This is a genomic window from Pseudomonas sp. SHLD1 (assembly GCF_028640935.1).
Lineage (GTDB): Bacteria > Pseudomonadota > Gammaproteobacteria > Pseudomonadales > Pseudomonadaceae > Chryseomonas > Chryseomonas aestiva.
Window position 1 is genome coordinate 98,263 of record NZ_JAQZAD010000023.1, and the last position, 26,907, is coordinate 125,169.

At 64.2% G+C, this 26,907-nt stretch carries 24 protein-coding genes, 1 tRNA gene and 1 pseudogene; 3 read left to right on the top strand and 23 right to left on the bottom strand.

Annotated features, from left to right (window positions below):
• Positions 1–3 precede the first annotated feature (3 nt).
• From fliI to uvrB, 22 genes and pseudogenes are all read right to left on the bottom strand, one after another.
• A complete protein-coding gene (fliI, locus tag PVZ77_RS16565; RefSeq protein WP_017642072.1) occupies positions 4–1,350 on the bottom strand; it encodes a flagellar protein export ATPase FliI in 1,347 nt (448 codons plus the stop codon).
• Positions 1,340–2,119 (bottom strand): flagellar assembly protein FliH, encoded by a 780-nt coding sequence (gene fliH, locus PVZ77_RS16570; protein WP_273807629.1) that lies wholly within the window; start codon positions 2,117–2,119, stop codon positions 1,340–1,342. The genes fliI and fliH overlap by 11 nt, the downstream gene beginning before the upstream one ends.
• A gap of 67 nt (positions 2,120–2,186) precedes the next feature.
• Positions 2,187–3,197: a flagellar motor switch protein FliG gene (fliG, locus tag PVZ77_RS16575; RefSeq protein ID WP_133862399.1), complete on the bottom strand. Its 1,011-nt coding sequence runs from the start codon at positions 3,195–3,197 to the stop codon at positions 2,187–2,189.
• Complete coding sequence (fliF, locus tag PVZ77_RS16580) at positions 3,184–4,992, bottom strand: flagellar basal-body MS-ring/collar protein FliF (RefSeq protein ID WP_273807631.1); 1,809 nt, start codon at positions 4,990–4,992, stop codon at positions 3,184–3,186. The genes fliG and fliF overlap by 14 nt, the downstream gene beginning before the upstream one ends.
• 14 nt (positions 4,993–5,006) lie before the next feature.
• Positions 5,007–5,348 (bottom strand): flagellar hook-basal body complex protein FliE, encoded by a 342-nt coding sequence (fliE, locus tag PVZ77_RS16585; RefSeq protein WP_273807632.1) that lies wholly within the window; start codon positions 5,346–5,348, stop codon positions 5,007–5,009.
• 144 nt (positions 5,349–5,492) lie between these two features.
• Positions 5,493–5,795 (bottom strand): ComEA family DNA-binding protein, encoded by a 303-nt coding sequence (locus PVZ77_RS16590; RefSeq protein ID WP_273807633.1) that lies wholly within the window; start codon positions 5,793–5,795, stop codon positions 5,493–5,495.
• Between the two features lie 59 nt (positions 5,796–5,854).
• Positions 5,855–6,769 carry a dTDP-4-dehydrorhamnose reductase gene (gene rfbD / locus PVZ77_RS16595; protein WP_273807635.1) on the bottom strand — a complete coding sequence of 305 codons (915 nt, stop codon included), beginning with the start codon at positions 6,767–6,769 and terminating at the stop codon, positions 5,855–5,857.
• Positions 6,766–7,302, bottom strand: a complete 537-nt coding sequence (rfbC, locus tag PVZ77_RS16600) for a dTDP-4-dehydrorhamnose 3,5-epimerase (protein WP_273807636.1) — start codon at positions 7,300–7,302, stop codon at positions 6,766–6,768. Before rfbC ends, rfbD begins: the two co-directional genes overlap by 4 nt.
• A complete protein-coding gene (gene rfbA / locus PVZ77_RS16605) occupies positions 7,302–8,183 on the bottom strand; it encodes a glucose-1-phosphate thymidylyltransferase RfbA (RefSeq protein WP_133862404.1) in 882 nt (293 codons plus the stop codon). Before rfbA ends, rfbC begins: the two co-directional genes overlap by 1 nt.
• A 72-nt stretch (positions 8,184–8,255) precedes the next feature.
• Entirely contained in the window at positions 8,256–9,320 is a 1,065-nt protein-coding gene (rfbB, locus tag PVZ77_RS16610) for a dTDP-glucose 4,6-dehydratase (RefSeq protein WP_273807637.1), read from the bottom strand.
• 221 nt (positions 9,321–9,541) lie between these two features.
• Positions 9,542–11,524, bottom strand: coding sequence for a polysaccharide biosynthesis protein (locus PVZ77_RS16615; RefSeq protein ID WP_133862406.1), 1,983 nt, complete (start codon positions 11,522–11,524; stop codon positions 9,542–9,544).
• Positions 11,525–11,534: 10 nt separating this feature from the next.
• Entirely contained in the window at positions 11,535–12,581 is a 1,047-nt protein-coding gene (locus tag PVZ77_RS16620) for an MraY family glycosyltransferase (protein ID WP_273808039.1), read from the bottom strand.
• Positions 12,581–13,555, bottom strand: a complete 975-nt coding sequence (locus PVZ77_RS16625) for an NAD-dependent epimerase/dehydratase family protein (RefSeq protein ID WP_273807638.1) — start codon at positions 13,553–13,555, stop codon at positions 12,581–12,583. Before PVZ77_RS16625 ends, PVZ77_RS16620 begins: the two co-directional genes overlap by 1 nt.
• A 138-nt stretch (positions 13,556–13,693) precedes the next feature.
• Positions 13,694–13,915, bottom strand: a complete 222-nt coding sequence (locus PVZ77_RS16630) for a hypothetical protein (RefSeq protein ID WP_273807639.1) — start codon at positions 13,913–13,915, stop codon at positions 13,694–13,696.
• A 245-nt stretch (positions 13,916–14,160) separates the two neighbouring features.
• The gene (gene ihfB, locus PVZ77_RS16635) at positions 14,161–14,448 is read right to left on the bottom strand and encodes an integration host factor subunit beta (RefSeq protein WP_133862410.1); all 288 of its coding nucleotides are present in this window, start codon (positions 14,446–14,448) and stop codon (positions 14,161–14,163) included.
• 187 nt (positions 14,449–14,635) lie between these two features.
• Positions 14,636–16,315: a 30S ribosomal protein S1 gene (gene rpsA / locus PVZ77_RS16640; RefSeq protein WP_007160397.1), complete on the bottom strand. Its 1,680-nt coding sequence runs from the start codon at positions 16,313–16,315 to the stop codon at positions 14,636–14,638.
• A 140-nt stretch (positions 16,316–16,455) separates the two neighbouring features.
• Positions 16,456–17,142, bottom strand: a complete 687-nt coding sequence (cmk, locus tag PVZ77_RS16645; RefSeq protein WP_007160398.1) for a (d)CMP kinase — start codon at positions 17,140–17,142, stop codon at positions 16,456–16,458.
• Positions 17,143–17,165: 23 nt separating this feature from the next.
• A pseudogene (locus tag PVZ77_RS16650) lies at positions 17,166–18,125 on the bottom strand (prephenate dehydrogenase/arogenate dehydrogenase family protein); the annotation flags it as partial.
• Complete coding sequence (gene hisC / locus PVZ77_RS16655; RefSeq protein ID WP_273807641.1) at positions 18,079–19,191, bottom strand: histidinol-phosphate transaminase; 1,113 nt, start codon at positions 19,189–19,191, stop codon at positions 18,079–18,081. The gene hisC and the pseudogene PVZ77_RS16650, both read right to left, overlap by 47 nt.
• A 113-nt stretch (positions 19,192–19,304) precedes the next feature.
• Positions 19,305–19,916, bottom strand: a complete 612-nt coding sequence (locus PVZ77_RS16660; protein ID WP_273807642.1) for a YitT family protein — start codon at positions 19,914–19,916, stop codon at positions 19,305–19,307.
• 59 nt (positions 19,917–19,975) lie between these two features.
• Positions 19,976–21,457: a glutamate--tRNA ligase gene (gene gltX, locus PVZ77_RS16665; RefSeq protein WP_273807643.1), complete on the bottom strand. Its 1,482-nt coding sequence runs from the start codon at positions 21,455–21,457 to the stop codon at positions 19,976–19,978.
• Between the two features lie 78 nt (positions 21,458–21,535).
• The gene (gene uvrB / locus PVZ77_RS16670) at positions 21,536–23,545 is read right to left on the bottom strand and encodes an excinuclease ABC subunit UvrB (RefSeq protein ID WP_273807644.1); all 2,010 of its coding nucleotides are present in this window, start codon (positions 23,543–23,545) and stop codon (positions 21,536–21,538) included.
• A 246-nt stretch (positions 23,546–23,791) separates the two neighbouring features.
• Here uvrB and PVZ77_RS16675 point away from each other — a divergent pair, with 246 nt between their 5' ends.
• Together PVZ77_RS16675 and PVZ77_RS16680 are read left to right on the top strand one after the other, a co-directional pair.
• On the top strand, positions 23,792–24,994 hold the full coding sequence (locus PVZ77_RS16675; protein WP_273807645.1) for an amino acid aminotransferase: 1,203 nt from the start codon (positions 23,792–23,794) through the stop codon (positions 24,992–24,994).
• Between the two features lie 82 nt (positions 24,995–25,076).
• Positions 25,077–25,152 (top strand) — tRNA-Asn (locus PVZ77_RS16680).
• Positions 25,153–25,235: 83 nt separating this feature from the next.
• Here PVZ77_RS16680 and PVZ77_RS16685 read toward each other — a convergent pair.
• Positions 25,236–25,610: a response regulator gene (locus tag PVZ77_RS16685; protein WP_273807646.1), complete on the bottom strand. Its 375-nt coding sequence runs from the start codon at positions 25,608–25,610 to the stop codon at positions 25,236–25,238.
• A 262-nt stretch (positions 25,611–25,872) separates the two neighbouring features.
• On the opposite strand from PVZ77_RS16685, the gene PVZ77_RS16690 reads away from it, so the two are divergent.
• A complete protein-coding gene (locus PVZ77_RS16690; protein ID WP_273807647.1) occupies positions 25,873–26,886 on the top strand; it encodes a sensor histidine kinase in 1,014 nt (337 codons plus the stop codon).
• Positions 26,887–26,907 lie beyond the last annotated feature (21 nt).

Sequence of the window (26,907 nt, forward strand, 5' to 3'; positions counted from 1 at the left end):
CTATCAGCCTCCCAACACGGCTTGGAGATTGGCGGAACTCTGCTCCAGCGACTCGCTTTCGCGCAGGCCCTGGCGCAGGAACTGCTGCATGGGCGCATAGCGGGCGATCGCCAGATCGGTTTCGGCATTCCCGCCGGGCACATAGGCACCGACGCTGAGCAGGTCCTTGGCCTGCTGATAGAGCGACCAGAGCTGCTTGACGCGCTGGGCGTTGCGCAGATGCTCCGGGCTGACCACCTGGGGCATGACCCGGCTGATGGACGCCTCGATATCGATCGCCGGATAGTGCCCTTCCTCGGCCAGCCGCCGCGACAGCACGAAGTGACCATCCAGCACGCCACGCGCCGAGTCGGCGATGGGATCCTGCTGGTCGTCGCCTTCCGAGAGCACAGTATAAAACGCGGTGATCGAACCCCCACCTTTTTCTGCGTTGCCGGCCCGCTCCACCAGGCGCGGCAGCTTGGCGAACACCGACGGCGGGTAGCCCTTGGTCGCCGGCGGCTCGCCGATGGCCAGGGCGATCTCCCGCTGCGCCTGGGCATAGCGGGTCAGGGAATCCATCAGCAGGAGCACGTTCTTGCCCTTGTCGCGAAAGTATTCGGCGATGCGGGTGCAGTACATGGCCGCGCGCAGGCGCAGCAGGGGCGCATCGTCCGCCGGCGAGGCCACGACCACCGCCCGCTTGATGCCCTCTTCACCGAGAATGTGCTCGATGAATTCCTTCACCTCGCGACCCCGCTCGCCGATCAGCCCGACCACGATGATCTCGGCCTTGGTCAGCCGGGTCATCATGCCGAGCAGCACGCTCTTGCCCACGCCGGTACCGGCGAACAGGCCAAGACGCTGGCCGCGACCTACCGTCAGCAAACCGTTGATGCTGCGGATGCCGACGTCCAGGGGCTCGCTGATGGGCTCGCGCTTGAGCGGGTTGATGGTGGGGCCGTCCATCGGCACCCAGTCTTCGGCGCGCATGCGACCCTTGCCGTCCAGGGCGTTGCCCAGGCCATCCAGTACGCGCCCCAGCATCGACATGCCCATCGGCAGGCGACCGGTGTCCGGCACCGGCACAACCCGGGCGCCGGGCGCGATGCCGGCCAGGCTGCCCACCGGCATGAGAAAGGTCTTGTTGCCGTTGAAGCCCATTACCTCGGCCTCGACTTCCACCGGCTGATAGCCACCGCCATTGATCAGCCGACAGCGGCTGCCGACGGCGGCGCGCAGGCCTTCGGCCTCCAGGGTCAGACCGACCATGCGCAGCAGGCGGCCTTCGATCACCGGCTGCTGCTCGACCCGGATGGCTTCATCGTAACCGCTGAGGCGGCGTTCGAAACTCAGACGCTCAAGACGCATGGGAGGCATCCTCGATATCGATGTGCAGATCGGCTTCCTGGGGCTGGGTCGCCTGGTGGCGCTGCTGTTCGGCCAGCTGGGTCAGCGCCTGGGTCAGGCGGGTCTCGATGCTGGCATCGATGACGCTGCTCTCGGTCTCGATCCGGCAACCGCCAGGCATCAGGGTCTCGTCCTCAAGGATGCGCCATTTTTCCTCGTGGCGGTCACGCAAGGCCTTCATCAGCTCGAAGTCCTGGGGGCTGACCTGGATGCGGATGTTGTCGGCACCCATGGGCAGCAGCTTCAGCGCCGTGCGCACCACCTGACCCAACTGACTGGAGTCTAGCGTGAGTTCGCGCTGGATGACCTCGCGGGTGATATGCCGGACCAGCTGCACCATGCCGGCTTCCAGAGCCTGGTCCTGTTCGCCGATGGGATCGAGCAGATGGCTCATCAGGGTTTCCAGGCTGGCCAGCCGGGCGGTCAGGGCCGCCTCGGCTTCCTGGCGCGCCTTGAGCTGGCCGGCATGATAGCCGTCGCGCTCGCCGGTGCCGAAGCCCTCGTTATAGGCCTCCTGGCGGATCGCCTCCAGCTCTTCGAGGGTGATCGGCTGGACCTCTTCGACCGGGACCTCTTCGATCTGGGGCTCCGGCTGGGGCTCGGGCTCGACTGCCGCGGGCACAGGAATTTCTGCAGGTGCGTCGAAGCTGTCGAAGGCTGGCAGTCGCCAGACGTCGAAGGTCTCCAGATCCCGCGCCCTGATCAGCTCGCTCGCCGCTTCTTTGCTCATTACCTGTCCGTCAGAAAACCGCTACTGACCAGACCTTAGCAAAGCACAGGCCAATTCCGGCAAGGCGTCAGACCATTTCCTCGCCGCCCTTGCCACCGAGCACGATCTCGCCGGCGTCGGCCATGCGGCGGGCCACGGCGAGCACCTCTTTCTGCGCCCCCTCTACCTCGGACAATCGCACCGGCCCCTTGGCTTCCAGATCGTCGCGCAGCAGCTCGGCCGCGCGCTTGGACATGTTGCGGAAGAATTTCTCCTTGATCCCGTCGTCGGCGCCCTTGAGCGCCAGCACCAGCACATCGGAGGACACCTCGCGCAGGAGCGCCTGGATGCCGCGATCGTCGACATCGGACAGGTTGTCGAAGACGAACATCAGGTCCTCGATCTGTCCCGACAGATCCTGATCCGCGTCGCGGATCGCGTCCATCAGCGGGCCTTCGACCGAGCTGTCCAGGTAGTTCATGATGTCGGCGGCACGCTTCACGCCGCCCAGGGCGGTACGGGTGGTGCTGGCGCTGCCGGAGAACTGCTTCTCGAGGATCAGGTTCAGTTCCTTGAGCGCCGCCGGTTGCACGGTGTTCAACGAGGAGACGCGCAGGACGATGTCCAGGCGCACCTTGTGATCGAAGTGGCCAAGGACTTCGGCTGCCTGGTCGGGATCCAGGTAAGCCACCACGATGGCCTGGATCTGCGGGTGCTCGTAGCGGATCACATCCGCCACCGCCCGTGGCTCCATCCACTTCAGGCTGTCCAGGCCGCTGGTGTTGCCGCCCAGCAGGATGCGGTCGATCAGGCCGCTGGCCTTGTCCTCGCCCAGGGCCTGGGTGAGCATCTTGCGGATGTAGCCGTCGGCGCCCACGCCCAGACTGGTCTGGTCGCCCACCACCTCGATGAAGTCGCCCAGCACCCGCTCGACCTGCTCGCGGTTGACGTTGCGCATCTGGGCCATGGCGGTACCGACCTTCTGTACCTCCTTTGGCCCCATGTGGCGCAGTATCTGCGCGGCATCGGCCTCGCCCAGCGACAGGAGGAAGATCGCGGCCTTCTCTACCTTGGAAAGTTGCGCTTCATTCGTCGCCATTGATCCAATCCTTCACTACCTGGGCGACACGGCCCGGATCATCGTTGACCAGCTGCTTGATGGCGGTCAGTTGAGCGTCATAGCCCTCGCTCGGGCTCGGCAGCAACAGCGGTGCCGGACCGGCCAGGCTCACCTTGTCGTCGGCCAGATCGTCCGACAGGCCATCCAGACCGCCGGCACCCAGGGCACCGGCACCACCGGCAGCGGCCAGGGCGGCGGCGTCCTTGGTATTGCCACCGGACAGATTCTTCAGCACCGGACGCAGCACCCCAAAGACTAGCACCAGGATGAAGAGGACGCCGAGGGCCTGCTTGACCACGCCCCAGAACCAGGGCTGCTGGTAGAAGGGAATGCTCTCGATCTCTTCCTGCTGCACCGGGGCGAAGGGCGCATTGATCACGCTCACGCTGTCGCCACGGCTGGCGTCGAAGCCCACGGCATCCTGCACCAGACGGGTGAAGCGAGCCAGGTCTTCGGGGGTCCAGGGCTGATGGCTGACCTTGCCGGCCGCATCGACCTTGACCTGATCGTCCAGTACCACCGCGACGGAAAGTCGACGCAGACGGCCCTGCTGCTGACGGGTATAGCTGATGCTGCGGTCCAGCTCGTAGTTACGGGTGTTCTGCTCACGCTTGTCGGTCGGGTACGGCAGGGTCGCCGGCAGGCTGGTCTTGCTGTCGTAGATGTACTGGTCGTTGGCGTCGCGCAGCGGCTGGCCGGGAGCGATGTAGTTGGCGCCGCCACCCTGGGCACCGGCCTTCTCCGGCGTCGAGGACGGACCGGGCGGCTGGTTGGACAGGGCACCGGGCACGCCCTGGGCGCCGCCGCCGGACGTCTGGCGCTGCTCGCTGTTCTGCTGCTCGCTGCGCAGTGCCGGTTGATCGGGATTGAATTGCTCGGCAGTCGATTCCACGGCGTTGAAATCCACGTCTGCCGCGACTTCCGCCTTGAAACGACCGTTGCCCACCACCGGCTGCATGATGTTCTGCACGCGCTGGGTCAGGGAGCCTTCCATCTTGTGGGTGTAGTCCAGTTGCTTGCCGGCGATCGACAGCTCGGACATGTTCTGCTGGTCGGACAGCAGCTGCCCCTTCTGGTCGACGATGGTGACCTGGGACTTGTCCAGTTCCGGCACGCTGGTGGCGACCAGGTTGATGATGGCCATGACCTGACCGGAATCCAGGGTACGGCCGGGATACATCTCGACCAGCACAGAAGCGCTCGGCTTGCGCTCGTCGCGGACGAACACCGAACTCTTCGGGATCGCCAGGTGTACCCGGGCGCCCTTGATGCCGTTGAGACTGGAGATGGTCCGGGCCAGTTCGCCTTCCAGGCTGCGACGATAGTTGGCCGCTTCCATAAACTGGCTGGTGCCCAGCGGCTGCTCCTTGTCCAGCAGCTCGAAGCCGACATTGCCATCGGAGGGAGTGATGCCGGCTGCGGCCATCTTCATGCGCGCCCGGCCGAGGTCGTCGGACTTGACCAGCAGGGCGCCGGAATTCGGATCGACCTTGTAGCCGATGTCGGCCGCGCCCAGGGCCTGCAGCACCTGATTGGCGTCGAGACCATTCATGCTGGTGTACAGCGGCCGATAGTCCGGCTGCTGGGTCCAGAGCACCACGGCAAAGCCCAGGGCGACGCTGGCGGCCAGGCCGATCAGCAGCCCCATCTGCCGCAGCAGCGGCATGTCGGACAGGTTGTCGAGAAAGCTGAGACCCAGCAGCGACTTCTTGGGCTTGTCTTCAGCCTCGGGCCTGGTCGTCGGGACGGGTGCGTTGGTGAGAGCTTCAGCCATTTTCTAGACCGTCCTCAAATCGACATTTGCATGATGTCTTGGTACGCCTGAACGAACTTGTTGCGTACCTGGGTCAAGGCCTGCACGGAGACACTGGCCTTCTGCGAAGCGATCATGACTTGAGTGAGGTCGACGCCGCCCTGCCCCATCTCGAAGGCCTTGGCCATCTCACCGGCGGTCTGTTGGGTCTCGTTGACGGAGCCCACGGCCTTGCTGAGCATGTCGGCGAAGCTCGGGCCCTGGACCTGTTCCGCGCCGGCAGCCGGAGCTACGACGGCTTTCGACCGGGCCATGGCTTCGGTCTGCATGGAACGCATTTCCAGCATCAACCGATTGAACTCGACACCTTGAACCATTTGCTCTGCTCCTCTGGCACGGGAAATTGACGCCGTACCCACTCGTGTCAGAGATAGAGCAATGCTTGTGCCAGATCCTAAAAATCCAGCCAAAACAATGGCTTGGGAAAAAGGTGCAGAGAGACGGTTAAAGTTTGCCGAAAATCAGTCGACGCTGAGCAGTTCGCGGTTGCGTTGCAGCAGGGCCTTGCCGATGCCCTTGACCTCGAGCAGCTCGTCCACCGAGACAAAGGCGCCATGGGCTTGGCGATGGTCGACGATCGCCTGTGCCTTGACGGCCCCTATCCCCCGCAGACGTTGCAGCGCGGTGACGTCGGCGACGTTGATGTTCAGGGGTGCCAGGTCGGCGCTCGAGGCAGGCTTGGCTGCAGCACCCGTGCCAGACTCACAGGCATTGGCCCAGGGACCGAACAGGGCCAGCAACGTCACTATCCAGATGAATCTCATAGAGGAACCTCCTTGTTCCGCTGTTTGATTCGGAGAGCTTAACGCAAGGGTTCAGGCGGTCAACTCACCAGTGACCCTGCCTGAGCACGCTCGGTCCTGAGCGCCAGCAGGGTCTGGCGAACGCCCTGGCGCCAGTCGCTCGGCGGGATGCCGAAGTGCTGCTCCAGCGCGCTGGAATCCAGCATGGAATAGGCCGGGCGCTTGGCCAGGGTGGGAAACTCGGACGTGGCGATACCGGTGATGAGCGGCGCCCGCTCCAGCATGCCCAGCTCCTGGCCGGCATCGATGATGTAGCGCGCGAAGTCGCACCAGCTCAGGCCGCTGTCGCCGCCGAAGTGATAGAGGCCATAGGCCGTCTGCTCAGGCTGAGCTTCGGCCTGGACGGCGATCTGCAACAGCGCATCGGCGATGTGACCGGCGTAGGTCGGGCAACCCACCTGGTCGCTCACCACCCGCAGTTCGTCGCGATCGGCAGCGAGCCGCAGCATGGTCTTGAGAAAGTTGTTGCAGTGTTCGCTGAACACCCAGGCGGTTCTCAGCACCACCGAGCGCGGACAGGCGGAGAGCACGCGGTTCTCCCCTTCCAGCTTGGTCATGCCATAGACCCCGGACGGGCTGACCGGATCCTCGACCTGATAGGGTTCGGTGGCGGTACCGTCGAACACATAGTCGGTGGACAGGTGCAGCAGGGCGATGCCGGCGGCACCGCAGGCCTGGGCAAGCACCGCGGGACCTTCGATATTGCCGCGGGCGGCGATCTCGGGTTCCTGCTCGGCCTTGTCGACCGCCGTGTAAGCGGCCGCATTGATCACGACGTCCGGAGCGAACCGCTCGAGATGGCTGGTTACCGAGCCTTCGTCAGCGATATCCAGAGTGGCACGTCCATGGGCCTCCCATGCCAGTTCTGAACGCTGAAGACGATCGGTCAGACAGCGTCCGACCTGACCGTTAGCTCCGGTAACCAGTATCTTCATCTATACAGCTCCGCCAATCGAAGGCCTTGTGCATCTTTGGCGGACAGGATGGGATCCGTTACCCGCCAGTCGATATTCAGATCCGGATCATTCCAGATCAAAGACCCTTCATCAGAGGGATCGTAATAATCTGTGCACTTGTATTCAAAATCAGCGGTTTCCGACAGCACCACGAAGCCGTGGGCCAGGCCCGGCGGTATCCAGAGCTGGCGCTTGTTGTCTTCCGAGAGAATCTCGGCGACCACGTTGCCGAAGGTGGACGAACCGCGACGGATGTCGACGGCCACGTCCAGCACCTCGCCGCGCACGACGCGCACCAGCTTGCCTTGCGGCTTGCTGCGCTGGAAATGCAGACCACGCAGCACGTTCCGGGCGGAACGCGAATGGTTGTCCTGCACGAACGGCAGGGTGATCCCCGCCTGCTGGGCATAGCGCTCCGCCTGGAAGGACTCCAGGAAGAAGCCGCGGTCGTCACCGAAGACCTTGGGTTCGATCAGCTTGACGTCCGGGATCGCGGTGTCGAAGACCTGCATCAGTCCTGCTCCTTGCACAGCCGCGCCAGGTACTGGCCGTAACCGGTCTTGCTCAGGGCTTCGGCCTGCATGGCCATCTGCTCGCAGGTAATCCAGCCTTTCTGGAAGGCGATCTCTTCGAGGCAGGCGACCTTCAGACCCTGGCGCTTCTCGATGGTCTGGACGAAGTGACCGGCTTCCAGCAGGGCGTCGTGGGTACCGGTATCCAGCCAGGCGAAACCGCGGCCCAGCAGGGAAACGTTCAGCGAGCCACGGCGCAGGTACTCGTTGTTGACGTCGGTGATTTCCAGCTCGCCACGGGGCGACGGCTTGATGTTGGCAGCGATGTCCAGCACGTCGTTGTCGTAGAAATACAGACCGGTGACGGCGTAGTTGGACTTCGGCTTCTTGGGCTTCTCTTCGATGCTCAGGGCCTTGCCCTGCTCGTCGAACTCGACCACACCGAAACGCTCGGGGTCGGCGACGTAGTAGCCGAAGACGGTGGCGCCCTTGTCCACGCTGGCAGCCTTGAGCAGCGTCTCGCTGAAGTGCTGGCCGTAGAAGATGTTGTCGCCGAGGACCAGGCAGACGTTGTCATCGCCGACGAATTCGCGACCGATGATGAAGGCCTGGGCCAGACCGTCCGGGCTGGGCTGCTCGGCGTAGCTCAGCTGCATGCCGAAATGGCTGCCGTCGCCGAGCATGCGCTGGAAGCCGGGCAGGTCGGCCGGCGTCGAGATGATCAGGACTTCCTGGATACCGGCCAGCATCAGCACGGACAGCGGATAGTAGATCATGGGCTTGTCGTAGATCGGCAGCGACTGCTTGGACACGCCCAGGGTAATGGGGTGCAAACGGGTACCGGAGCCACCGGCCAGCAGAATTCCCTTGTATTTGCTCATGGCAATCGTCCTCTGAAAATTGACTGTTGCTGTCGGTCGGACACGCCCGCGGGCATGTCCGCGATAGGATCGTTAAACGGCTTCGCCGAGACGCTCGAGGCGGTAGGCGCCGGACAGTACCCGCTGCCACCACTCACGATTGTTCAGGTACCAGATTACCGTCTTGCGCATGCCGGTCTCGAAGGTCTCTTCCGGTGTCCAGCCCAGCTCCCGGCCGATCTTGCTGGCGTCGATCGCGTATCTCATGTCGTGACCGGGACGATCCTTGACGAAGGTGATCAGGTCGCGATAGCGCTCGACACCCTCGGGCTTCTGCGGAGCCAGTTCTTCGAGCAGGTCGCAGATGGTCTCGACGACCTGCAGGTTGCGCTTCTCGTTATGGCCACCGATGTTGTAGGTCTCGCCGACCTCGCCCTGGGTCACCACGGTGTAGAGGGCACGGGCATGATCTTCGACGAACAGCCAGTCACGCACCTGGGAGCCATCGCCATAGATCGGCAGCGGCTTGCCATGGATGGCATTGAGAATGACGTGGGGGATCAGCTTCTCGGGGAAGTGATAGGGGCCATAGTTGTTCGAGCAGTTGGTCACCAGTACCGGCAGACCGTAGGTCCGACCCCAGGCACGTACCAGATGGTCGCTGCCGGCCTTGCTAGCCGAATAGGGCGAGCTCGGGGAATAGGGCGTGGTCTCGGTGAAGAGGTCGTCGGTGCCGTGCAGGTCGCCGTAGACCTCGTCGGTGGAGATGTGGTGGAAACGGAAGGCTGCCTTGGCTTCCGGCGCCAGGTCGTTCCAGTAGGCACGGGTCACCTCGAGGATGACGCCGGTGCCGACCACGTTGGTCTGGATGAAGGCGGCAGGGCCCTCGATGGAACGGTCCACATGGGACTCGGCAGCCAGGTGCATGACCACGTCGGGCTGGAAGGACGCGAAGACCTGCTGCAGGGCGGCGAAGTCGCAGATGTCCACCTGGTGGAATTCGTAGCGGTCGGAGTCGGCGACTTCGGCCAGGGAATCCACGTTACCGGCGTACGTCAGCTTGTCGACGTTGGCAACCTTGCATTGGGTCTCGTTGATAAGAAAACGTACCACGGCGGAACCAATGAAACCCGCGCCACCTGTTACCAGTACCTTCATCCTGAATCCTGCCTATATCGATTTGTACATCATCGCGCCCGGCGCTGCGGACGAGACATCGGAGGACGGCGCAGCCATCCCTGGCTTGGGTCACAGCCACGGCCATGTACCCAAAGACCTGAGTTAAACAGTGGCAGGAAAAGAAAGTTCAGCCTAGCGCTGGGCGGCTGCCGCTTCTGTGCTCGGCTTCAAATCCAGGCTGAAAGAAAGCGCGGACGGGATCACTCGATGGATCTCTTGCCATGCAGCCAGTCGACGATGTCGCCCTCTGGCGAATAGCCGGCGACGGTGTCGCGCAGCAGTTGCCGGACACGGAGGTAATCACCCGCATCAATCGCGCGGCTCAGCTCGACAAGGGCTGCCCGGAAGGCATCCCAGGCCAGGAAGTCTTCGCTGGCGCGCATGATCTTCGGGTGGGAGGTCGGACTCACGTCGTCACCGATGAGCAACTCTTCATAGAGTTTTTCACCGGGTCGCAGCCCGGTGAACTCGATGGCGACATCGCCATGGGGATTGGCCGGCGAGCGGACGCTCAGGCCCGACAGCTTGATCATCTGCTCGGCCAGTTCGACGATGCGCACCGGCTCGCCCATGTCGAGCACGAAGACGTCCCCGCCCTCGCCCATGGCGCCCGCCTGGATGACCAGTTGGGCGGCCTCGGTGATGGTCATGAAGAAGCGCGTAATCTTGGGATGGGTAACGGTAACCGGCCCACCCTTGCGGATCTGGGTCCTGAACAGCGGAATTACCGAACCGGACGAACCCAGCACGTTGCCGAATCTCACCATGGTGAAGCGGGTGCGATTGACCTGATGGATACCGTCCGTTTGCCCGTGCAGCACGGGCGCCGCCTCGCGACTCAGGGCCTGCAGGATCATCTCGGCCAGGCGCTTGGTGCTGCCCATGATGTTGGTGGGCCGTACCGCCTTGTCGGTGGAGATCAGCACGAAACTGGTCACGCCAGCCTGGATGGCCGCCTGGGCGGCATTGAGGGTGCCCAGGACGTTGTTGCCGAAACCCTCGGCGATGTTGTGCTCGACCATGGGTACGTGCTTGTAGGCCGCCGCGTGGTAGAGGGTGGCCACCTTCCAGTGCCGCATCACCTGCAAGAGCAGCGGCGCATTGCGAATGGAGCCGAGCACCGGCACCAGGGTGACCGGCAGGGCTTCGCGCTGGATATAGGTCTCCAGCTCGCGGTGGATGCTGTAGAGGTTGAATTCGGCGTGGTCGAGCAGGATCAGGGTGCGCGGTTTCTGGCCGATGATCTGCCGGCACAGCTCGGAACCGATGGACCCCCCTGCCCCGGTCACCATCACCACCTGAGCGGTGATGCAACGGGCGAACAGCTCGGGCCGGGGCGTCACCGGATCGCGTCCCAGCAGATCGGCGATGTCGACCTCCTGGAGGTCGTCCACCTGTACCTTGCCGCAGGCCAGGTCGCTGATCCGCGGTACGGTTCTGACATGCAGCGGATAGGGTTCCAGCAGACCGAGCACCTCACGCCGCCGCGCGCGAGTAGCGGACGGGATCGCCAGGAGGATCTCCTCGGCCCCCGTCTCGTCGATCATCTGCTGGATGTGTTTGGGGGTGTAGACCTTGAGCCCGGCGATGATGCGATTGGCGATGCTCTTGTCATCGTCGATGAAGGCCACCGGACGCATGGCGCGGCCCATGCGCAGCGCCGCGACCAGCTGATTGCCCGCCGAGCCGGCGCCGTAGATGGCGACCCGTGGCAGCTCGTCCGGCTGTTTGATGAAGGGCACGGTGATGGCGCGATACCAGTCGCCCAGGAAATACTGGCGCAGCGCGAGACGCAGGCCGCCGATCAGGATCAGACTGACGATCCAGTAGTTGAAGATCATCGAACGCGGGACGATCTCCGGCAGATCGCGATACCAGTAGATGACTACCGACAGCAGCAGCGTCGACAGCGTCACCGCCTTGGCGATGGCGATCAGGGCGTCGTTGCCCAGGTAGCGCATGACCGCGCGGTACATGCCGAAGCGGATGAACAGGGGAATGGCGATGGCCGGCGCAGTGATGAACAGCCAGGCATGCCCGCTGAAGGGCTCGATCATCTGCACGGAACCCAGGCGCAGATAGAAGGCCAACCAGAGCGAGAGCCAGATCAGTAACAGGTCGACCGCGACCTGGATGACTCTCTTGGTACGCCGGTTCAGCTTGACCAGATGGTCACGCAACATGTCAGTGTCCCTAATCCCTGAATCCGGTGGACTGCGCAGCCATGGCTACCTCATCGGTCCCAGCATGGTATCGAAGGGCCAGGCAAAGCAGAGGCCCATAGGCAAGCAAGAGCCCCAGTATGGCACTTAAAAGCCCCAGCCCCACCAGCAAAGCGATAGGCAGCAACCAGAACAGGTTGATGGCGAGTACCGCCAGGGTCACCGGGCGATGGGCGCCATGCTGACGGGAGGCCCACTGATAGGCGTGGGTGCGATGAGCCTCGTAGGGCTTCTTGCCCCGGCTCAGCCGCCGCGACAGGGTCCAGGTCGCATCGACCACGAAGACGCCGAGCAGGATCAGCCAGGCCCAGAACAGCGACAGCTCCACCAGTGCCGCCCGCAACGACAGCATGCCGAGGATCAGACCGAGAAAGCCACTGCCGACATCGCCCATGAAGATGCGCGCCGGCGGAAAATTCCAGCACAGGAAGCCACCCACGGCCGCCGCCAGGAGCAGCGGTGCGCCCAGCAAGGCGCCATGGCCGGTCACGGCATAGATCAGCGCCATGCCCAGACAGACGACGAGCGCCTCGACGCCGGCGATACCATCGATGCCGTCCATGAAGTTGTAGAGATTCAGCAGCCAGACCAGATAGAGGACGCCCAGGGTCATCACCAGCCAGCCGGGCAGCCCCAGAATAACGGACAGCTGCGCCGAAAGCGCGCCATAGCCGCCCAGCCACAGCAGGGCAGCGACCGCCGCCAGGAAGTGACCCAGCAGACGCCAGCCGGCGCCCACGTGCCGATGATCGTCGACGAAGCCGAGCACCGCCACCAGCAGCCCCGCCCCTATCAGGACGCTACAGGAAGCCGGATCAAGCTGCCCCAGCATTCGCAGCACCACACAGCCGAGCACGAACACCACGACGATCGCCAGGCCGCCGCCTCGAGGCGTCGCCACCTGGTGCGAACTGCGCGCATTGGGTTCGTCGAGCAGGCCTCCGGACAAGGCATAGCGGCGCAGCGCCGCCGTGCCGAGCCAGCTGCAGCCGCCGGCCAGGAGCAACAGGAGCAGCATCATTTCCGCCCCTCCGCACTGGCCCGTTGCGCACCCAGCGCACGCAAGGCGGTCCGCGCCGACAGCGGGGGCTGCCAGCCCAGCAAGGTCTTGGTGGGCTGGATGTCGACCTGCAGCGACCCACAGAGACGTTGCGCCACCTCACCCCGCCCCAGCAATCTGGCGCCCCATTCGAGCCAGGCGGACGGAACGGCAATCAGCCGGGGTTTCCGACCCAGGCCTTCGGCCAGCGATTCGAGCAGCTCGGCGGTGGAGAGATCTTCATCGTCGCTGACCAGCAGGATGGCACCGGCCGCCTTGGGCGCCACGATGCACAGGATCAACAGGTCGAGCAGATTCTCCAGCGCGAGCAGACTGCGCCTGTTGTGCCGAACGCCCCCCAGCGGCAGTGGCACGCCCCGCGCCAGGGTGTCCAGCAGACGGGCCACATTGGCCTTTACCCCGGGCCCGTAGATCAGCGGTGGACGCACGATGACCACCTCCAGCCCGGTCTCGGCCATCAGCGCCAGCAGCTGCTGTTCGGCCGCGGCCTTGGAACGCGCGTAGGCATCGGTGGGCGCGGGAAGATCGTCAGCGCGAAAGGGCTTGCCGGGAAGTGTCCAGTCACCGTTTACCTTGATGCTGCTGACAAAGATGAAGCGACGGACGCCGGCAGCCAGGGCATCCCGGGCCAGCTTGAGGGTTGCCGCCCGATTCACCTCATCGTAGCGAGCCTCGCTGGCCTCGCCTGGCTGCTCGCCCAGCTGATGGACCCGGGCGGCGAGATGGATGACGGTATCCACCCCTGCCAGGGGCGCGGACCAGTCGGTATCGGCGGACAACTCACGGATCACCGGAATCACCCTGCCCGCGACCGAGGCAACTGCCGGCTGGCGCTGCGCGGCGACCACCCGATAGCCCTTGGCCTGTAGCTGCCGAACCAGGGCTGCGCCGACGAAGCCCCCCGCCCCTGTCACCAGAATCTTGCGTTCCATCAATGCGTTGCGCCGTGCCAGTCAGCCAGGAAGGGCGCTTATGGTAAGACATTGCCCCGCGAGGGCCTAGCCACGCAAAACGCAGGCATAAAAAAGCCCGCCGAACCTGAGCTCGGCGGGCCGAAAAACTTGAGAATCTTAGAAGCTCTTGGCGGAAGCCTGGACTTCGACGGCCTGGAAACGAGCGGTCGGCTGGGCAACGTAGTGACGCGAGAAGCTCTCGACGCGCTGAGCGGGCTGCAGGAACAGGGCAACCATCCAGCTACCGGCCAGAGCGGCTACAGCGAGGAAGGGATGACCGAGGTGCATGCTGGTGAAGCAGGCGGCGATACCGATCCAGATGAAAAGATAGTGGCGCATGACAACTTCCTCACTCGGCGTGGACTACGAGGTCACCCAAGACCTTATGTGAAGGAAGTCTCATACAAAAATCGGAACCCGTCTACAAAAATATCAAAACGGCTTGACTTTTTTTGTAAACGTCAAAATACCGATAATAACCTTGTGGATAACGCTTTTTTGACGACTTAGGGCTAGCCAAAAAAACCAGGAAAATCAACCTCTTGCCGGACAGCCAGGGAAAAGACCGCCAGTGGCCGACGGCTTTATGGCTCCAGCTCGTTGACCCTGTCCCGCAGCTCCTTGCCTGGCTTAAAGTGCGGAACGAACTTGCCGTCCAGCAGCACCGACTCGCCGGTCTTGGGATTGCGTCCCGTACGGGGTTCGCGATAGTGCAGCGAGAAGCTGCCGAAGCCCCGGATCTCGATACGGTCTCCGGTGGAAAGTGCCTGGGCCATCTGCTCCAGCATGGTCTTGATCGCCAGCTCGACATCCCTGGACGACAACTGCCCCTGATAGGAAACGATGCGCTCGATCAATTCCGACTTGGTCATGGATTTTTCCTTCGTTATCAAGCGGCTAGATCACCTCCAAGGACTTTTAGCACGCCGGCGGATTTTTGAAAAGTCAAGCGGGCGACTTTGGTCCCGGCAACTTTTTACGGGTCATGACCACCCTGCCCACTTTTCGCCAGGCAAAAAAAAGCGACCCCGAAGGGTCGCCTTTTATTCAAGCTCGAACTTAGTTCTGGCTTTCCATCTGCGCCTTGATCAGGTCGCCAATGGTGGTGGGGCCAGCAGCAGGCTCTTGCTTGCTACGCAGGGAGCTCATGGCTTCCTTCTCGTCGTCGACGTCCTTGGACTTGACGGAGAGGCTGATCACGCGGCTCTTGCGATCGATGCTGATGATCTTGGCTTCGACTTCGTCGCCTTCCTTCAGCACGTTACGGGCGTCTTCGACGCGGTCACGGCTGATTTCGGACGCCTTCAGGACGCCTTCGATCTCGTTGGCCAGGGTGATGACAGCGCCCTTGGCATCGACTTCCTTGACGGTACCGCGCACGATGGTGCCTTTCTCGTTCAGGGAGGCGTAGTTGGAGAACGGATCGTCTTCCAGCTGCTTGATGCCCAGGGAGATGCGCTCGCGCTCCGGGTCAACGGACAGGATCACGGTATCCAGCTCGTCACCCTTCTTGAAGCGACGCACGGCTTCTTCGCCGGTTTCGTTCCAAGAGATGTCGGACAGGTGCACCAGGCCGTCGATGCCGCCTTCCAGACCAATGAAGATACCGAAATCGGTGATCGACTTGATGGTGCCGGAGATGCGGTCGCCCTTGTTGAACTGACCCGAGAACTCTTCCCACGGGTTGGCGCGGCACTGCTTGATGCCCAGGGAGATACGACGACGCTCTTCGTCGATATCCAGGACCATGACTTCCACTTCGTCGCCGACCTGAACGACCTTGGACGGGTGGATGTTCTTGTTGGTCCAATCCATTTCGGACACGTGCACCAGGCCTTCCACGCCCTCTTCCAGCTCGGCGAAGCAGCCGTAGTCGGTGAGGTTGGTGACGCGCGCCTGAACGCGGGTGCCTTCCGGGTAACGGGCCTTGATGGCGACCCACGGATCTTCGCCCAGCTGCTTCAGACCCAGGGAAACGCGGTTGCGCTCGCGGTCGAACTTCAGCACCTTGACGTCGATCTCGTCGCCGACGTTGACGATTTCCGACGGATGCTTGATGCGCTTCCAGGCCATGTCGGTGATGTGCAGCAGGCCGTCCACGCCGCCCAGGTCGACGAACGCACCGTAGTCGGTGAGGTTCTTGACGATACCCTTGACTTGCTGGCCTTCCTGCAGGGATTCCAGCAGAGCTTCACGCTCGGCGCTGTTCTCGGCTTCCAGGACGCTACGACGGGAAACGACAACGTTGTTGCGCTTCTGGTCCAGCTTGATGACCTTGAACTCGAGTTCCTTGCCTTCCAGGTGAGTGGTGTCACGCACCGGACGGACATCGACCAGGGAGCCCGGCAGGAACGCGCGGATGCCGCTGACGTCGACGGTGAAACCGCCCTTGACCTTGCCGTTGATGACACCCTTGACCACTTCGTCGGCGCTGAACGCGGCTTCCAGGACCAGCCAGGATTCGGCGCGCTTGGCCTTTTCGCGAGACACTTTGGTTTCGCCGAAACCGTCTTCGACGGCATCCAGGGCTACGTGGACTTCGTCACCCACGTTGATGGTCAGCTCGCCTTGTTCGTTGTAGAACTGCTCGAGCGGAACCAGGCCTTCGGATTTCAGGCCGGTATCGACCACAACCCAGTCGCCATCGATCGACACCACGGTGCCGACGATGATGGCGCCCGGCTGCATGTCGAGGGATTTCAGACTTTCTTCAAAGAGTTCTGCGAAGCTTTCGCTCATGTTCATACCTGTTGTATGGATACCCGATGTATCCGGCTACCGCATGACCAGCCCATGCGGGGTGAGTGGTTACCATCCGGCTGCCGGGATGCGACTGGTTCCCGGCAGCTTTCACCGACGACTCGGATGAGTCTCGGCCTTCATCCAGCCAGGTCGCGTTCGGCGGCCAGGGTCAGGATGCGTTCCAATACCTGTTGTATGGAGAGATGCGTGGAATCCAGCTCGACGGCATCGTCGGCCGGCTTGAGCGGAGCAACGCTACGCTGACTATCGCGGGCGTCCCGCTCACGGATCTCTTCCAGGAGGGCAGGCAAGCTAACATTTTCGCCCTTCTGCTTCAACTGAAGATAACGCCTCTGTGCCCGTTCCTCGGCACCGGCGGTCAGAAAGATCTTCAGCTCGGCGTCCGGAAACACCACGGTGCCCATGTCGCGACCATCGGCGACCAGACCAGGCGCCTCGCGGAACGCCTGCTGGCGCTGCAGCAGGGCATCGCGCACGGCGGGCAGGGTCGCCACCTGGGAGGCGCCGGCGCCCACTTCTTCGGTACGGATGACGTCGGTGACGTCCTCGCCTTCGAGGATGATGCGCTGGCCGTGCTCATGCCCGGCAAGGAACTGGACGTCCAGGTGGGCCGCCAGCAGCTTGAGCGACTCCTCGTTGGTGTAGTCCACGCCATGGTTGCGGGCGGCGAAGGCCAGCAGGCGGTAGAGCGCGCCGGAATCCAGCAGATTCCAGCCCAGCTGGCGGGCGACCAGCGCCGCGAGGGTGCCCTTCCCCGAACCGCCGGGGCCATCGAGGGTGATGACGGGTGCGGTACTGCTCATGAGTGCCCCTCCGTAAGGGATTGATGGACGGCGACCTGAGCGCCGGCCTGGGTACGACTGGCGAGGATGCGCCCGAAATATTCGCGCGCGCCGCGGGCGTGGGTCAGCACCTCCATGAGGAACTGACCATCGCCGGCCTGGATGGCGCCGCGCAGCTCGTCGAGATCGGCGCGATAGGTGTCCAGGGCCTGCAGCACGGCTTCGCGATTGGCGATGAAGATGTCGTGCCACATGGTCGGATCGCTGCCGGCGATGCGGGTGAAGTCGCGGAAGCCGCCGGCGGCGTAGTGGAAGATCTCGCGGTTCTCGCTGCGCTTGGCCAAGGAGTCCACCAGATTGAAGGCCAGCAGGTGCGGCAGGTGGCTGGTGGCGGCGAGGACCTGGTCGTGATGCTCGACGGTCATGTGCTCGACATCGGCCCCTATGGCACGCCAGAGCCGATCCACCTTGTCCAGATCGGCCGGCAGGGTCTCTTCCAGCGGCGTGAGGATGACCTTGTGCCGGTTGAACAGCGCCGCGTTGGCTGCGGTGACGCCACTGCGCTCGGAGCCGGCGATGGGATGACCCGGCACGAAGCGCAGCGACTGGCCGGCGAAGGCCTGGCGAGCGGCGCGCACCACGTTGCCCTTGGCGCTGCCGACGTCGGTGAGGATGGCACCCTGCAGCGGTAAGGCCGCGAGATCGGCCAGCACCCGCTCCATGGCCAGGATGGGCACGGCGAGCTGGATGACGTCGGCACCCGGGCAGGCATCGCCCAGCTCGGCGACGCAGCGGTCGACCACGCCCAGCTCGACCGCCAGCCGGCGGGTCTCGGGATCGCGATCGACCCCGACCACCTCACGGCAGAGACCACTGGCGCGGGCGCCCTTGGCGAAGGAGCCGCCGATCAGGCCCAGGCCGACAACGACGAGACGGTCGATCAGGGGGGTGGCCACTTCAGCCACGACCCAGGACCTTGCCCAGGGCCGCCAGGAAGCGGGCATTTTCCGCTTCGGTACCGATGGAGACGCGCAGGAAGGTCGGCATGCCATAGCCGGCGACGGGCCGGACGATGACGCCCTCCTGCAGCAGCCCCTGGTTGATCGGCGCGGCGTCGCGCCCCAGGTCCACGGCGATGAAATTGCCACGGGAGGGAATCCACTTAAGGTCCAGATCGCGGAAACCGGCTTCCAGCTGGGCCATGCCGGCATCGTTCAGAGCCCGGCTGCGGGCCAGGTAGTCGCTGTCGGCCAGGGCAGCACAGGCCGCGGCCTGGGCCAGGCTGTTGACGTTGAACGGCTGGCGCACCCGATTGAGGACGTCGGCCACGGTCGGCGAGGAGAAGGCATAGCCGACGCGCAGGGCGGCCAGGCCATAGGCCTTGGAGAAGGTGCGCGAGACGATGAGGTTGGGGTACTGGGCGAGGAACGCCAGGCCGTCCGGCAGCTCGTCGCCCTCGGCGTATTCGATGTAGGCCTCGTCCAGCACCACCAGGACGTGCTCGGGTACGCGGGCAAGGAAGAGTGCCAGGGCCTCGCTGTCGAACCAGGTGCCGGTAGGGTTGTTGGGATTGGCGATGAAGACCACCCGGGTATCGGCATCGATGGCGGCGAGCATGGCGTCGAGGTCATGCCCGTAGTCCTTGGCCGGGACGCTGCGGCCTTCGGCGCCGATGGCCAGGGTCACCAGAGGATAGACGGCGAAGGCGTGCTCGCTGAACACGGCGTTGTAGCCGGGCGCCAGGTAGGCCCGGGCAACCAGTTCGAGGATGTCGTTGGAGCCGTTGCCCAGGGTGATGCCATGGGTGGCCACGCCGAACCTCTGGCTCAGGGCCTGCTTGAGATCGAAGCCGCCGCCATCGGGATAGCGGGTCAGCTCGGCCAGTTCAGCACGAATGGCTTCGAGAGCCTTGGCGCTGGGGCCGAGCGGGTTCTCGTTGCTGGCGAGCTTGACGATGCTGGCCGGCGCCATGCCCAGTTCGCGGGCCAGTTCATCGACGGGCTTGCCGGGCACGTAGGGCGAGAGTTTCTGTACGCCGGGAAGGGCTTGTGCCAGGAAATCGCAGCTCATGGAGACCTCTTCAACTTGCGATGACGACGGTCGAGCCGCCGAAAATGGGCGCCATCTTAAAGCCAAGGCGGGTCGCGGACCAATCGAAGTTGCGCCTGCGCGACGGAAAGCCCCTAGCTGATGGCGCTGTAACGCCCGGGCCGATGGTTGATCGCCAGGGTCAGATTGAGGATCACGGCGCCCAGGATCGAGACGAGGATCGCGCCGGGCTCGACGACCAACAGCGCCAGCAGGACGATCAGGCAATCGATGCCCATCTGCACCTTGCCCGCTCGCCAGCCATAGCGCTGCTGCAGATAGAGCACGGCAATGTTGATGCCGCCGAGGCTGGCCTGGTGACGGAAGAGGATCAGCAGCCCCACGCCCATCAGTACGCCGCCAACCACAGCGGCATAGAGGGGTTGCAGGGCACTGAAGGCGACGAAGCTCGGGGTCAGCTCGGTAAGCAGCGACACCAGGGTCACGGCCGCCAGGGTCCGCAGGGTAAAGGCCCAGCCCATGCGCCGCACGGCCAGCCAGTAGAACGGCAGGTTGATGAGAAAAAACGCCTGACCGAAGGAGAGACGCGTGCCGTACTGGGCGAGAAAGGCCAGGCCCGCGGTACCGCCGGTGAGCAGGCCGGCCTGGCGATAGAGATTGACTGCCAGGGCGATCATCAGGGTCGCGCTAAGCAAGGCCAGCACGTCTTCGAGCAGATTGTGCCGCCGGGGAGTCACGGAGGTCATGGGGCCATCCTGGCGCGAGGGGGAAGCCGACCCCGATGTCGGGGTCGGCCGAGAGACTGTCAGCCGAGTTCGGCCAGCAGCTTCTCCCAGTCCTTGGTTTCCTTCTTGGAGGGCGCACCCAGCAGCTCGACCGCCTGGCGCAGGCGGAAGCGGGTGAGGTCCGGACCGAGGATCTCCATGGCATCCAGCACCGAGACCGAACTGGCCTGGCCGGTGATGGCGGCGAACAGCAGCGGCATGACGTCGCGCAACTTGAGCTGCTGGTGCTCGGCGACCGCCTGGATCACCGCAGTGATGCGTTCCTTGTCCCACTGGCGCAGGGCTTCGAGCTTCCACAGCAGCAGCTGCATGACCAATCGCACCTGGTCGGCGGACAGCTTCTTGTGCTGGAACAGCGCAGGATCCAGATTCAGGGCGCCGCTGAAGAAGAAGCCGGCCAGCGGGGCGATCTGGCTGAAGGTCTCGACCCGCTGTTGCACCAGCGGGGCGATCTTGAGCAGGTACTCGGGATTGAGCGCCCACTGCTGCACCTCGGCGGCGAAGCGCTCGGGGCTCAGCTCGCGTAGCCACTGGCCGTTGAGCCAGGAGAGCTTCTCGACGTCGAAGATCGGACCGCCCAGGGAGACGCGCTGGAGGTCGAAATGCTCGACCATCTCGTCCAGGGTGAATTTCTCGCGCTCGTCGGGCATGGACCAGCCCATGCGGCCGAGGTAGTTGAGCATGGCTTCGGGCAGATAGCCCATGCGCTGATAGAAGGTCACCGAAGTGGGATTCTTGCGCTTGGAAAGCTTGCTCTTGTCGGGATTGCGCAGCAGCGGCATGTAGCAGAGCTGCGGCTGCTCCCAGCCGAAGTATTCGTAGAGCTTGATCAGCTTGGGCGCCGATGGCAGCCACTCCTCGCCGCGCAGGACGTGGGTGATGCCCATCAGGTGGTCGTCGACCACGTTGGCGAGGAAGTAGGTGGGCAGGCCGTCGGCCTTCATCAGCACCTGCATGTCCATGCGATCCCAGGGGATCTCGACCTCGCCACGCAGCAGGTCGGGAACGACGCAGACGCCCTCCTCCGGCACCTTCATGCGGATCACATAGGGCTGGCCGGCGTCCAGGCGCTGCTGCACCTCTTCCGGGGTCAGCCGCAGACCGCGACCATCGTAGCGCGGGGTCTCGCCCCGCGCCTGCTGTTCGGCGCGCATCTGGTCGAGTTCTTCCGGGGTGGCAAAGCAGAGGAAGGCATGACCCTTCTCCACCAGCTCCCGGGCGTACTTCCAGTAGATCTCGCCACGCTCGCTCTGCCGATAGGGGCCATGGGGGCCGCCGACGTCGGGGCCCTCGTCCCACTCGATGCCCAGCCAGCGCAGGGCGTCGTAGATCTGCTGTTCGGATTCGCGGGTCGAGCGGACCTGGTCGGTATCCTCGATACGCAGGATGAACTGACCGCCGTGCTGGCGGGCGAAGCAGAGGTTGAACAGGGCGATATAGGCGGTACCGACATGCGGGTCGCCGGTGGGCGACGGCGCGATGCGCGTGCGAACGGTGGTCATCGGCTTTCTCGAAAAACGCGAAGGGACAAAGGCAGAATGGTAGCAGCGCCAGCCCTGGCGCTGCCAGTTGGAGCGGACCTAGACCTGAACCAGACGCTCGCGCAGGGCCTGGATCTCGTCGCGCAGCTGGGCGGCGGACTCGAACTGCAGGTCGCGCGCCAGTTGCAGCATCTTCTCTTCGAGCTGACGGATGCGCTTGCCGATCTCGCTCGGCGAGCGCAGTTCGGCGGCGTATTCGCCCTGGTCCTCGGCGGCCTTGGCCATCCGGCGCTTGCCCTTGGCACCCGGGGCCGCGGCACCTTCCATGATGTCGCGGATGTCCTTCTTGATGCCCTGGGGCACGATGCCGTGTTCTTCGTTGAAGGCCAGCTGCTTGTTGCGCCGCCGCTCGGTCTCGTCGATGGCGCGCTGCATGGAGCCGGTCATGTTGTCGGCGTAGAGGATGGCCTTGCCGTTGAGGTTGCGCGCCGCCCGGCCGATGGTCTGGATCAGCGAGCGTTCGGAGCGCAGGAAGCCTTCCTTGTCGGCATCGAGCACCGCCACCAGGGAAACTTCCGGCATGTCCAGGCCTTCGCGCAGCAGGTTGATGCCCACCAGGACGTCGAAGGTGCCCAGGCGCAGGTCGCGGATGATCTCCACCCGCTCCACGGTGTCGATGTCGGAGTGCAGGTAGCGCACCCGTACGTCGTGGTCGGCCAGGTAGTCGGTGAGGTCCTCGGCCATGCGCTTGGTCAGGGTGGTGCAGAGCACCCGCTCCTCCTGGGCCACGCGCAGGCGGATCTCGGAGAGCAGGTCGTCCACCTGGGTGGTGGCCGGACGGATCTCGATGATCGGATCGACCAGGCCGGTGGGTCGCACCACCTGCTCGACCACGCGGCCGGCGTGTTCTTCCTCATAGGGACCGGGGGTAGCCGAGACGAAGATGGTCTGGGGCGCACCGGCTTCCCACTCCTCGAACTTCAGGGGCCGGTTGTCCAGCGCCGAGGGCAGGCGGAAGCCGTACTCCACCAGGGTTTCCTTGCGCGAACGGTCGCCCTTGAACATGGCGCCGATCTGCGGAACGGTGACGTGGGATTCGTCGATCACCAGCAGGGCGTTGCTCGGCAGATAGTCATAGAGGGTGGGGGGCGGCTCGCCCGGACCGCGCCCGGACAGGTAGCGGCTGTAGTTCTCGATACCGTTGCAATAGCCCAGCTCGAGGATCATTTCCAGGTCGAAGCGCGTGCGCTGCTCCAGGCGCTGGGCTTCGAGCAGGCGATTCTGGCTGCGCAGCCATTCCAGGCGATCGGCGAGCTCCAGCTTGATGTTCTCGATGGCGCCCAGCAGGGTCTCGCGCGGCGTGGCGTAGTGGGTCTTGGGATAGAAGGTGAAGCGCGGCAGCTTGCGGATCACCTCGCCGGTGAGGGGATCGAAGGCCGACAGGCTTTCCACCTCGTCGTCGAACAGCTCGATGCGTACCGCTTCGAGATCGGATTCCGCGGGGAAGATGTCGATCACGTCGCCGCGTACCCGGAAGGTGGCGCGGGCGAATTCCATGTCGTTGCGGCTGTACTGCAACTCGGCCAGGCGACGCAGGATGGTGCGCTGGTCGATGCGATCGCCGCGATCCAGGTGCAGGACCATCTTCAGGTAGGCCTCGGGACTGCCCAGGCCGTAGATGGAGGACACCGAGGCGACGATGATGGCGTCCTTGCGCTCCAGCAGCGCCTTGGTGGCGGACAGGCGCATCTGCTCGATGTGGTCGTTGATGGACGAGTCCTTCTCGATGAAGGTGTCCGACGAGGGCACATAGGCTTCCGGCTGGTAGTAGTCGTAGTAGGAGACGAAGTACTCCACCGAGTTGTTCGGGAAAAAGGCCTTGAATTCGCCATAAAGCTGGGCGGCCAGGGTCTTGTTCGGCGCCAGCACCATGGTCGGGCGCTGCACCTGGGCGATGACGTTGGCGATGCTGAAGGTCTTGCCGGAGCCGGTCACGCCGAGCAGGGTCTGGTGCGACAGGCCCGCCTCCAGGCCTTCCACCATCTGGCGAATGGCTTCGGGCTGGTCGCCGGCCGGGGTATAGCGGGTGGAGAGCTGGAATGCGGACATGGCTGCCTCAGTAGCGCGGAAATGCACGGACGACACCGCGCCGGCCGGGGGCCAGGGCGATGCGGACGAGGAAAAAGCTGGAACCACCCAGATGAGGTCGCAAGCGCCCTTTTGCAATCCGCCTACGCCGCCGCACGTCAGGAAAGCTCCGACGGAGGTCGGTCGCGATGGCGCCTGCAGGGGGCTATACTTCCGCTTCCTGAGCGTTCCGCCCTTCCCTTCACCCCTCATTCGAGCCCCTGCCCCATGAGTTTGTTCTCCGCCGTCGAAATGGCACCCCGCGACCCCATCCTTGGCCTGAACGAGGCCTATAACGCCGATGCCCGTCCGCACAAGGTCAATCTGGGCGTGGGGGTCTACTACGACGAGCAGGGCCGCATTCCGCTGTTGCGCGCCGTGGCCGAGGCCGAGCAGCAGCGCGTGGCCGCCCAGGCGCCGCGTGGCTACCTGCCCATCGAGGGCATCGCCGCCTACGACCAGGCCGTCCAGCACCTGCTGTTCGGCGCCGAGTCGAGCCTGGTACGCGAAGGCCGTGCCATCACCGTGCAGGCCGTTGGCGGCACCGGCGCGCTGAAGATCGGCGCCGACTTCCTCAAGCGGCTGCTGCCGGATGCCGTGGTCACCATCAGTGACCCGAGCTGGGAAAACCATCGTGCGCTGTTCGAGGGCGCCGGCTTCCCCGTGCAGAACTATCGCTATTACGACGCCGCCAGCAATGGCCTGAATCGCGCAGGTTTCCTGGCCGACCTCCAGGCGTTGCCGGAGCGCTCGGTGGTGGTGCTGCACGCCTGCTGCCACAACCCCACCGGCGTGGATCTGCAGCCGGCCGACTGGCAGGCGGTGCTGGATGTGGTCAAGGCGCGCAACCTGGTGCCCTTCCTCGACATCGCCTACCAGGGCTTTGGCGACGGCATCGAGGAAGACGCCCAGGCGGTACGCCTGTTCGCCGACTCCGGCCTGACCTTCCTGGTCTCCAGCTCCTTCTCCAAGTCCTTCTCGCTGTACGGCGAGCGGGTCGGCGCCCTGACTCTGGTCAGTGAGAGCCGCGAGGAAAGCGCCCGGGTGCTGTCCCAGGTCAAGCGCGTGATCCGCACCAACTACTCCAACCCGCCGACCCATGGCGCCACCATCGTCGCCAGCGTGCTGAGCAATCCCGAGCTGCGCGCCCTCTGGGAAGCCGAGCTGGGCGAGATGCGCCAGCGTATCCGCACCATGCGCAACGCCCTGGTTGAAGGCCTGGCCGCGGCCGGCGCCACTCGCGACTTCGCCTTCGTCAACGCCCAGCGCGGCATGTTCTCCTATTCCGGCCTCACCGCCGAACAGGTCGAGCGGCTGAAAAGCGAATTCGGCATCTATGCGGTCAGCACCGGACGCATCTGCGTGGCGGCGCTAAATGAGCGCAATCTGCCGCCGACCGTCCAGGCCATCGCCGCCGTCCTGAAGGGCTAAGACGGCGCTTCCGGCAGCGCCTTATCAAGGTGCTGCCGAGGCTTGACTTCCCGTTATCTATCAGTAAGATACGCCCCGTTGTTCCGCGATAGCTCAGTCGGTAGAGCAAATGACTGTTAATCATTGGGTCCCTGGTTCGAGTCCAGGTCGCGGAGCCAAAATCTGAAAAGCCCGTAGCGGGTAACCGCTACGGGCTTTTTCATGGGCGCAATCCGCCTGCTACCGGGGCCCTGCAGAGGGCCTAGGCGTAGTGCGATCGCCGCCCGGGCGGCGGGCAACTGCGGTGCAGCGCCTCCAGATCCCAGGGTTTGGGCAGAAAAGTCACCCGCGCGGGACGAGCGGGATTGTCGTCGCAATAGCCCGAGGTGATGACGATGGGCAGATTGGCCTGCCGCCCCCGCGCCTGTAGCGCCAGGTCGACGCCGCTCAGGATTCCCGGCATGCGCACATCGGTGAAAAGCAGATCCAGCTGCGGCTGCTCGTCCTGCAGAAAGGCACAGGCCGCATCGGCGCTGCCGAAGGCGTGCACCTGATAACCCAAGTCCTCGAACAGTTCCCGCAACAGGTCCAGCAGGATGGGCTCATCTTCGGCGACCAATACGCGCTGGCGATTCATGAGCGGATCCTGTGATGGTTAAGACGTAGTCGTTTGACAATAATGTTTCACTGCCGTCCTGACCTGTACGACCAAGGGCGCCCTGTACAAGAAAAAGGCCCCGTCCCGCGCAGAGCCAGCACTTTCGCTCAGGAAGGTGCAGGCCTTGTACAGGAGATCGCCGTCGAGCCGGACAGAGCCACCTTTGGTGCCACCATCCGCCCAAGCGAGACGGCTTTGCGTTAAGCTGGCGCCGCCGCCGTCTACCCCGCAGGTCAGAGCCTTGGATCCGTCGTCTCGTCGTCACTGGAGCAGCGATCTCAGCAGCAGGATCCGCGCTCGTCCGGCACTGGCCTACAGCCTCGCCTTGCTGGCGTTCGCCCTAGCCCTGGCGGCACGCTTCGCCCTGGTGGACGTCCTGATGCAGGGCTTTCCCTACCTGACCTTCTTTCCCGCCGTCATCCTGACCGCCTTCTTCTGCGGCAGCCGCGCCGGCACCCTGTGTGCCGTGCTGTCCGGACTGGCCGCCTGGTATTTCTTCATTCCGCCGGGCTGGACCTTCGACGTAGGGCCCCAGGGTGCCCTGGCACTGGCCTTCTATGTGGTCATCGTCAGCGTCGACATCGTGCTGATCCATTACATGCACACGGCCAGCGCCCGGCTGCGCGCCGAACAGCAGGTGATCCACGACCTCTACAACGTCCAGACGACGATGTTCCAGGAGTTGCAGCACCGGGTCGCCAACAACATCCAGTTCATCGCCTCGCTGCTCATGCTGCAGCAACTCAAGTTGCCCGGCGACAGCCAGGCATCCCAGGCCCTGGAAGAAGCCCGTTCGCGGCTGGAGAGCATCTCGCGCATCCACCGGCGCCTGCACGACCCCGCCGATGCCGATCAGCCGGTGGCCCATCACCTGCAGTTGCTGACCAGTGATCTGCTGGCCGCCGCGGGACAGGCCAATGTCTCCTGCGCCATTACCGCCGAACCGCTCAATTTCGACCTGCCCCGCCTGACCACCCTGTCGATGCTGGTGGCGGAGGTGGTGACCAATTCCCTCAAGCACGCCTTCGACGCCAGCCAGCGTGGCCTGATCAGCATCAGCCTGCAGCGCGGCGACGATCAGCGCCTGCTGTTGCGGATCGCCGACAACGGTCGGGGCATGCCGCAGCAATTCAATCCGCGCACCAGCCAGCGCCTGGGCTTCAAGATCATCAAGAGCCTGGCCGAACAGCTCGGCGGCGAGGCGCACTACCGCAACGACAACGGTACCGTGGTCGAGGTACAGCTGGCAGCCTAGGGCATGGCCTCCACCCGCGCC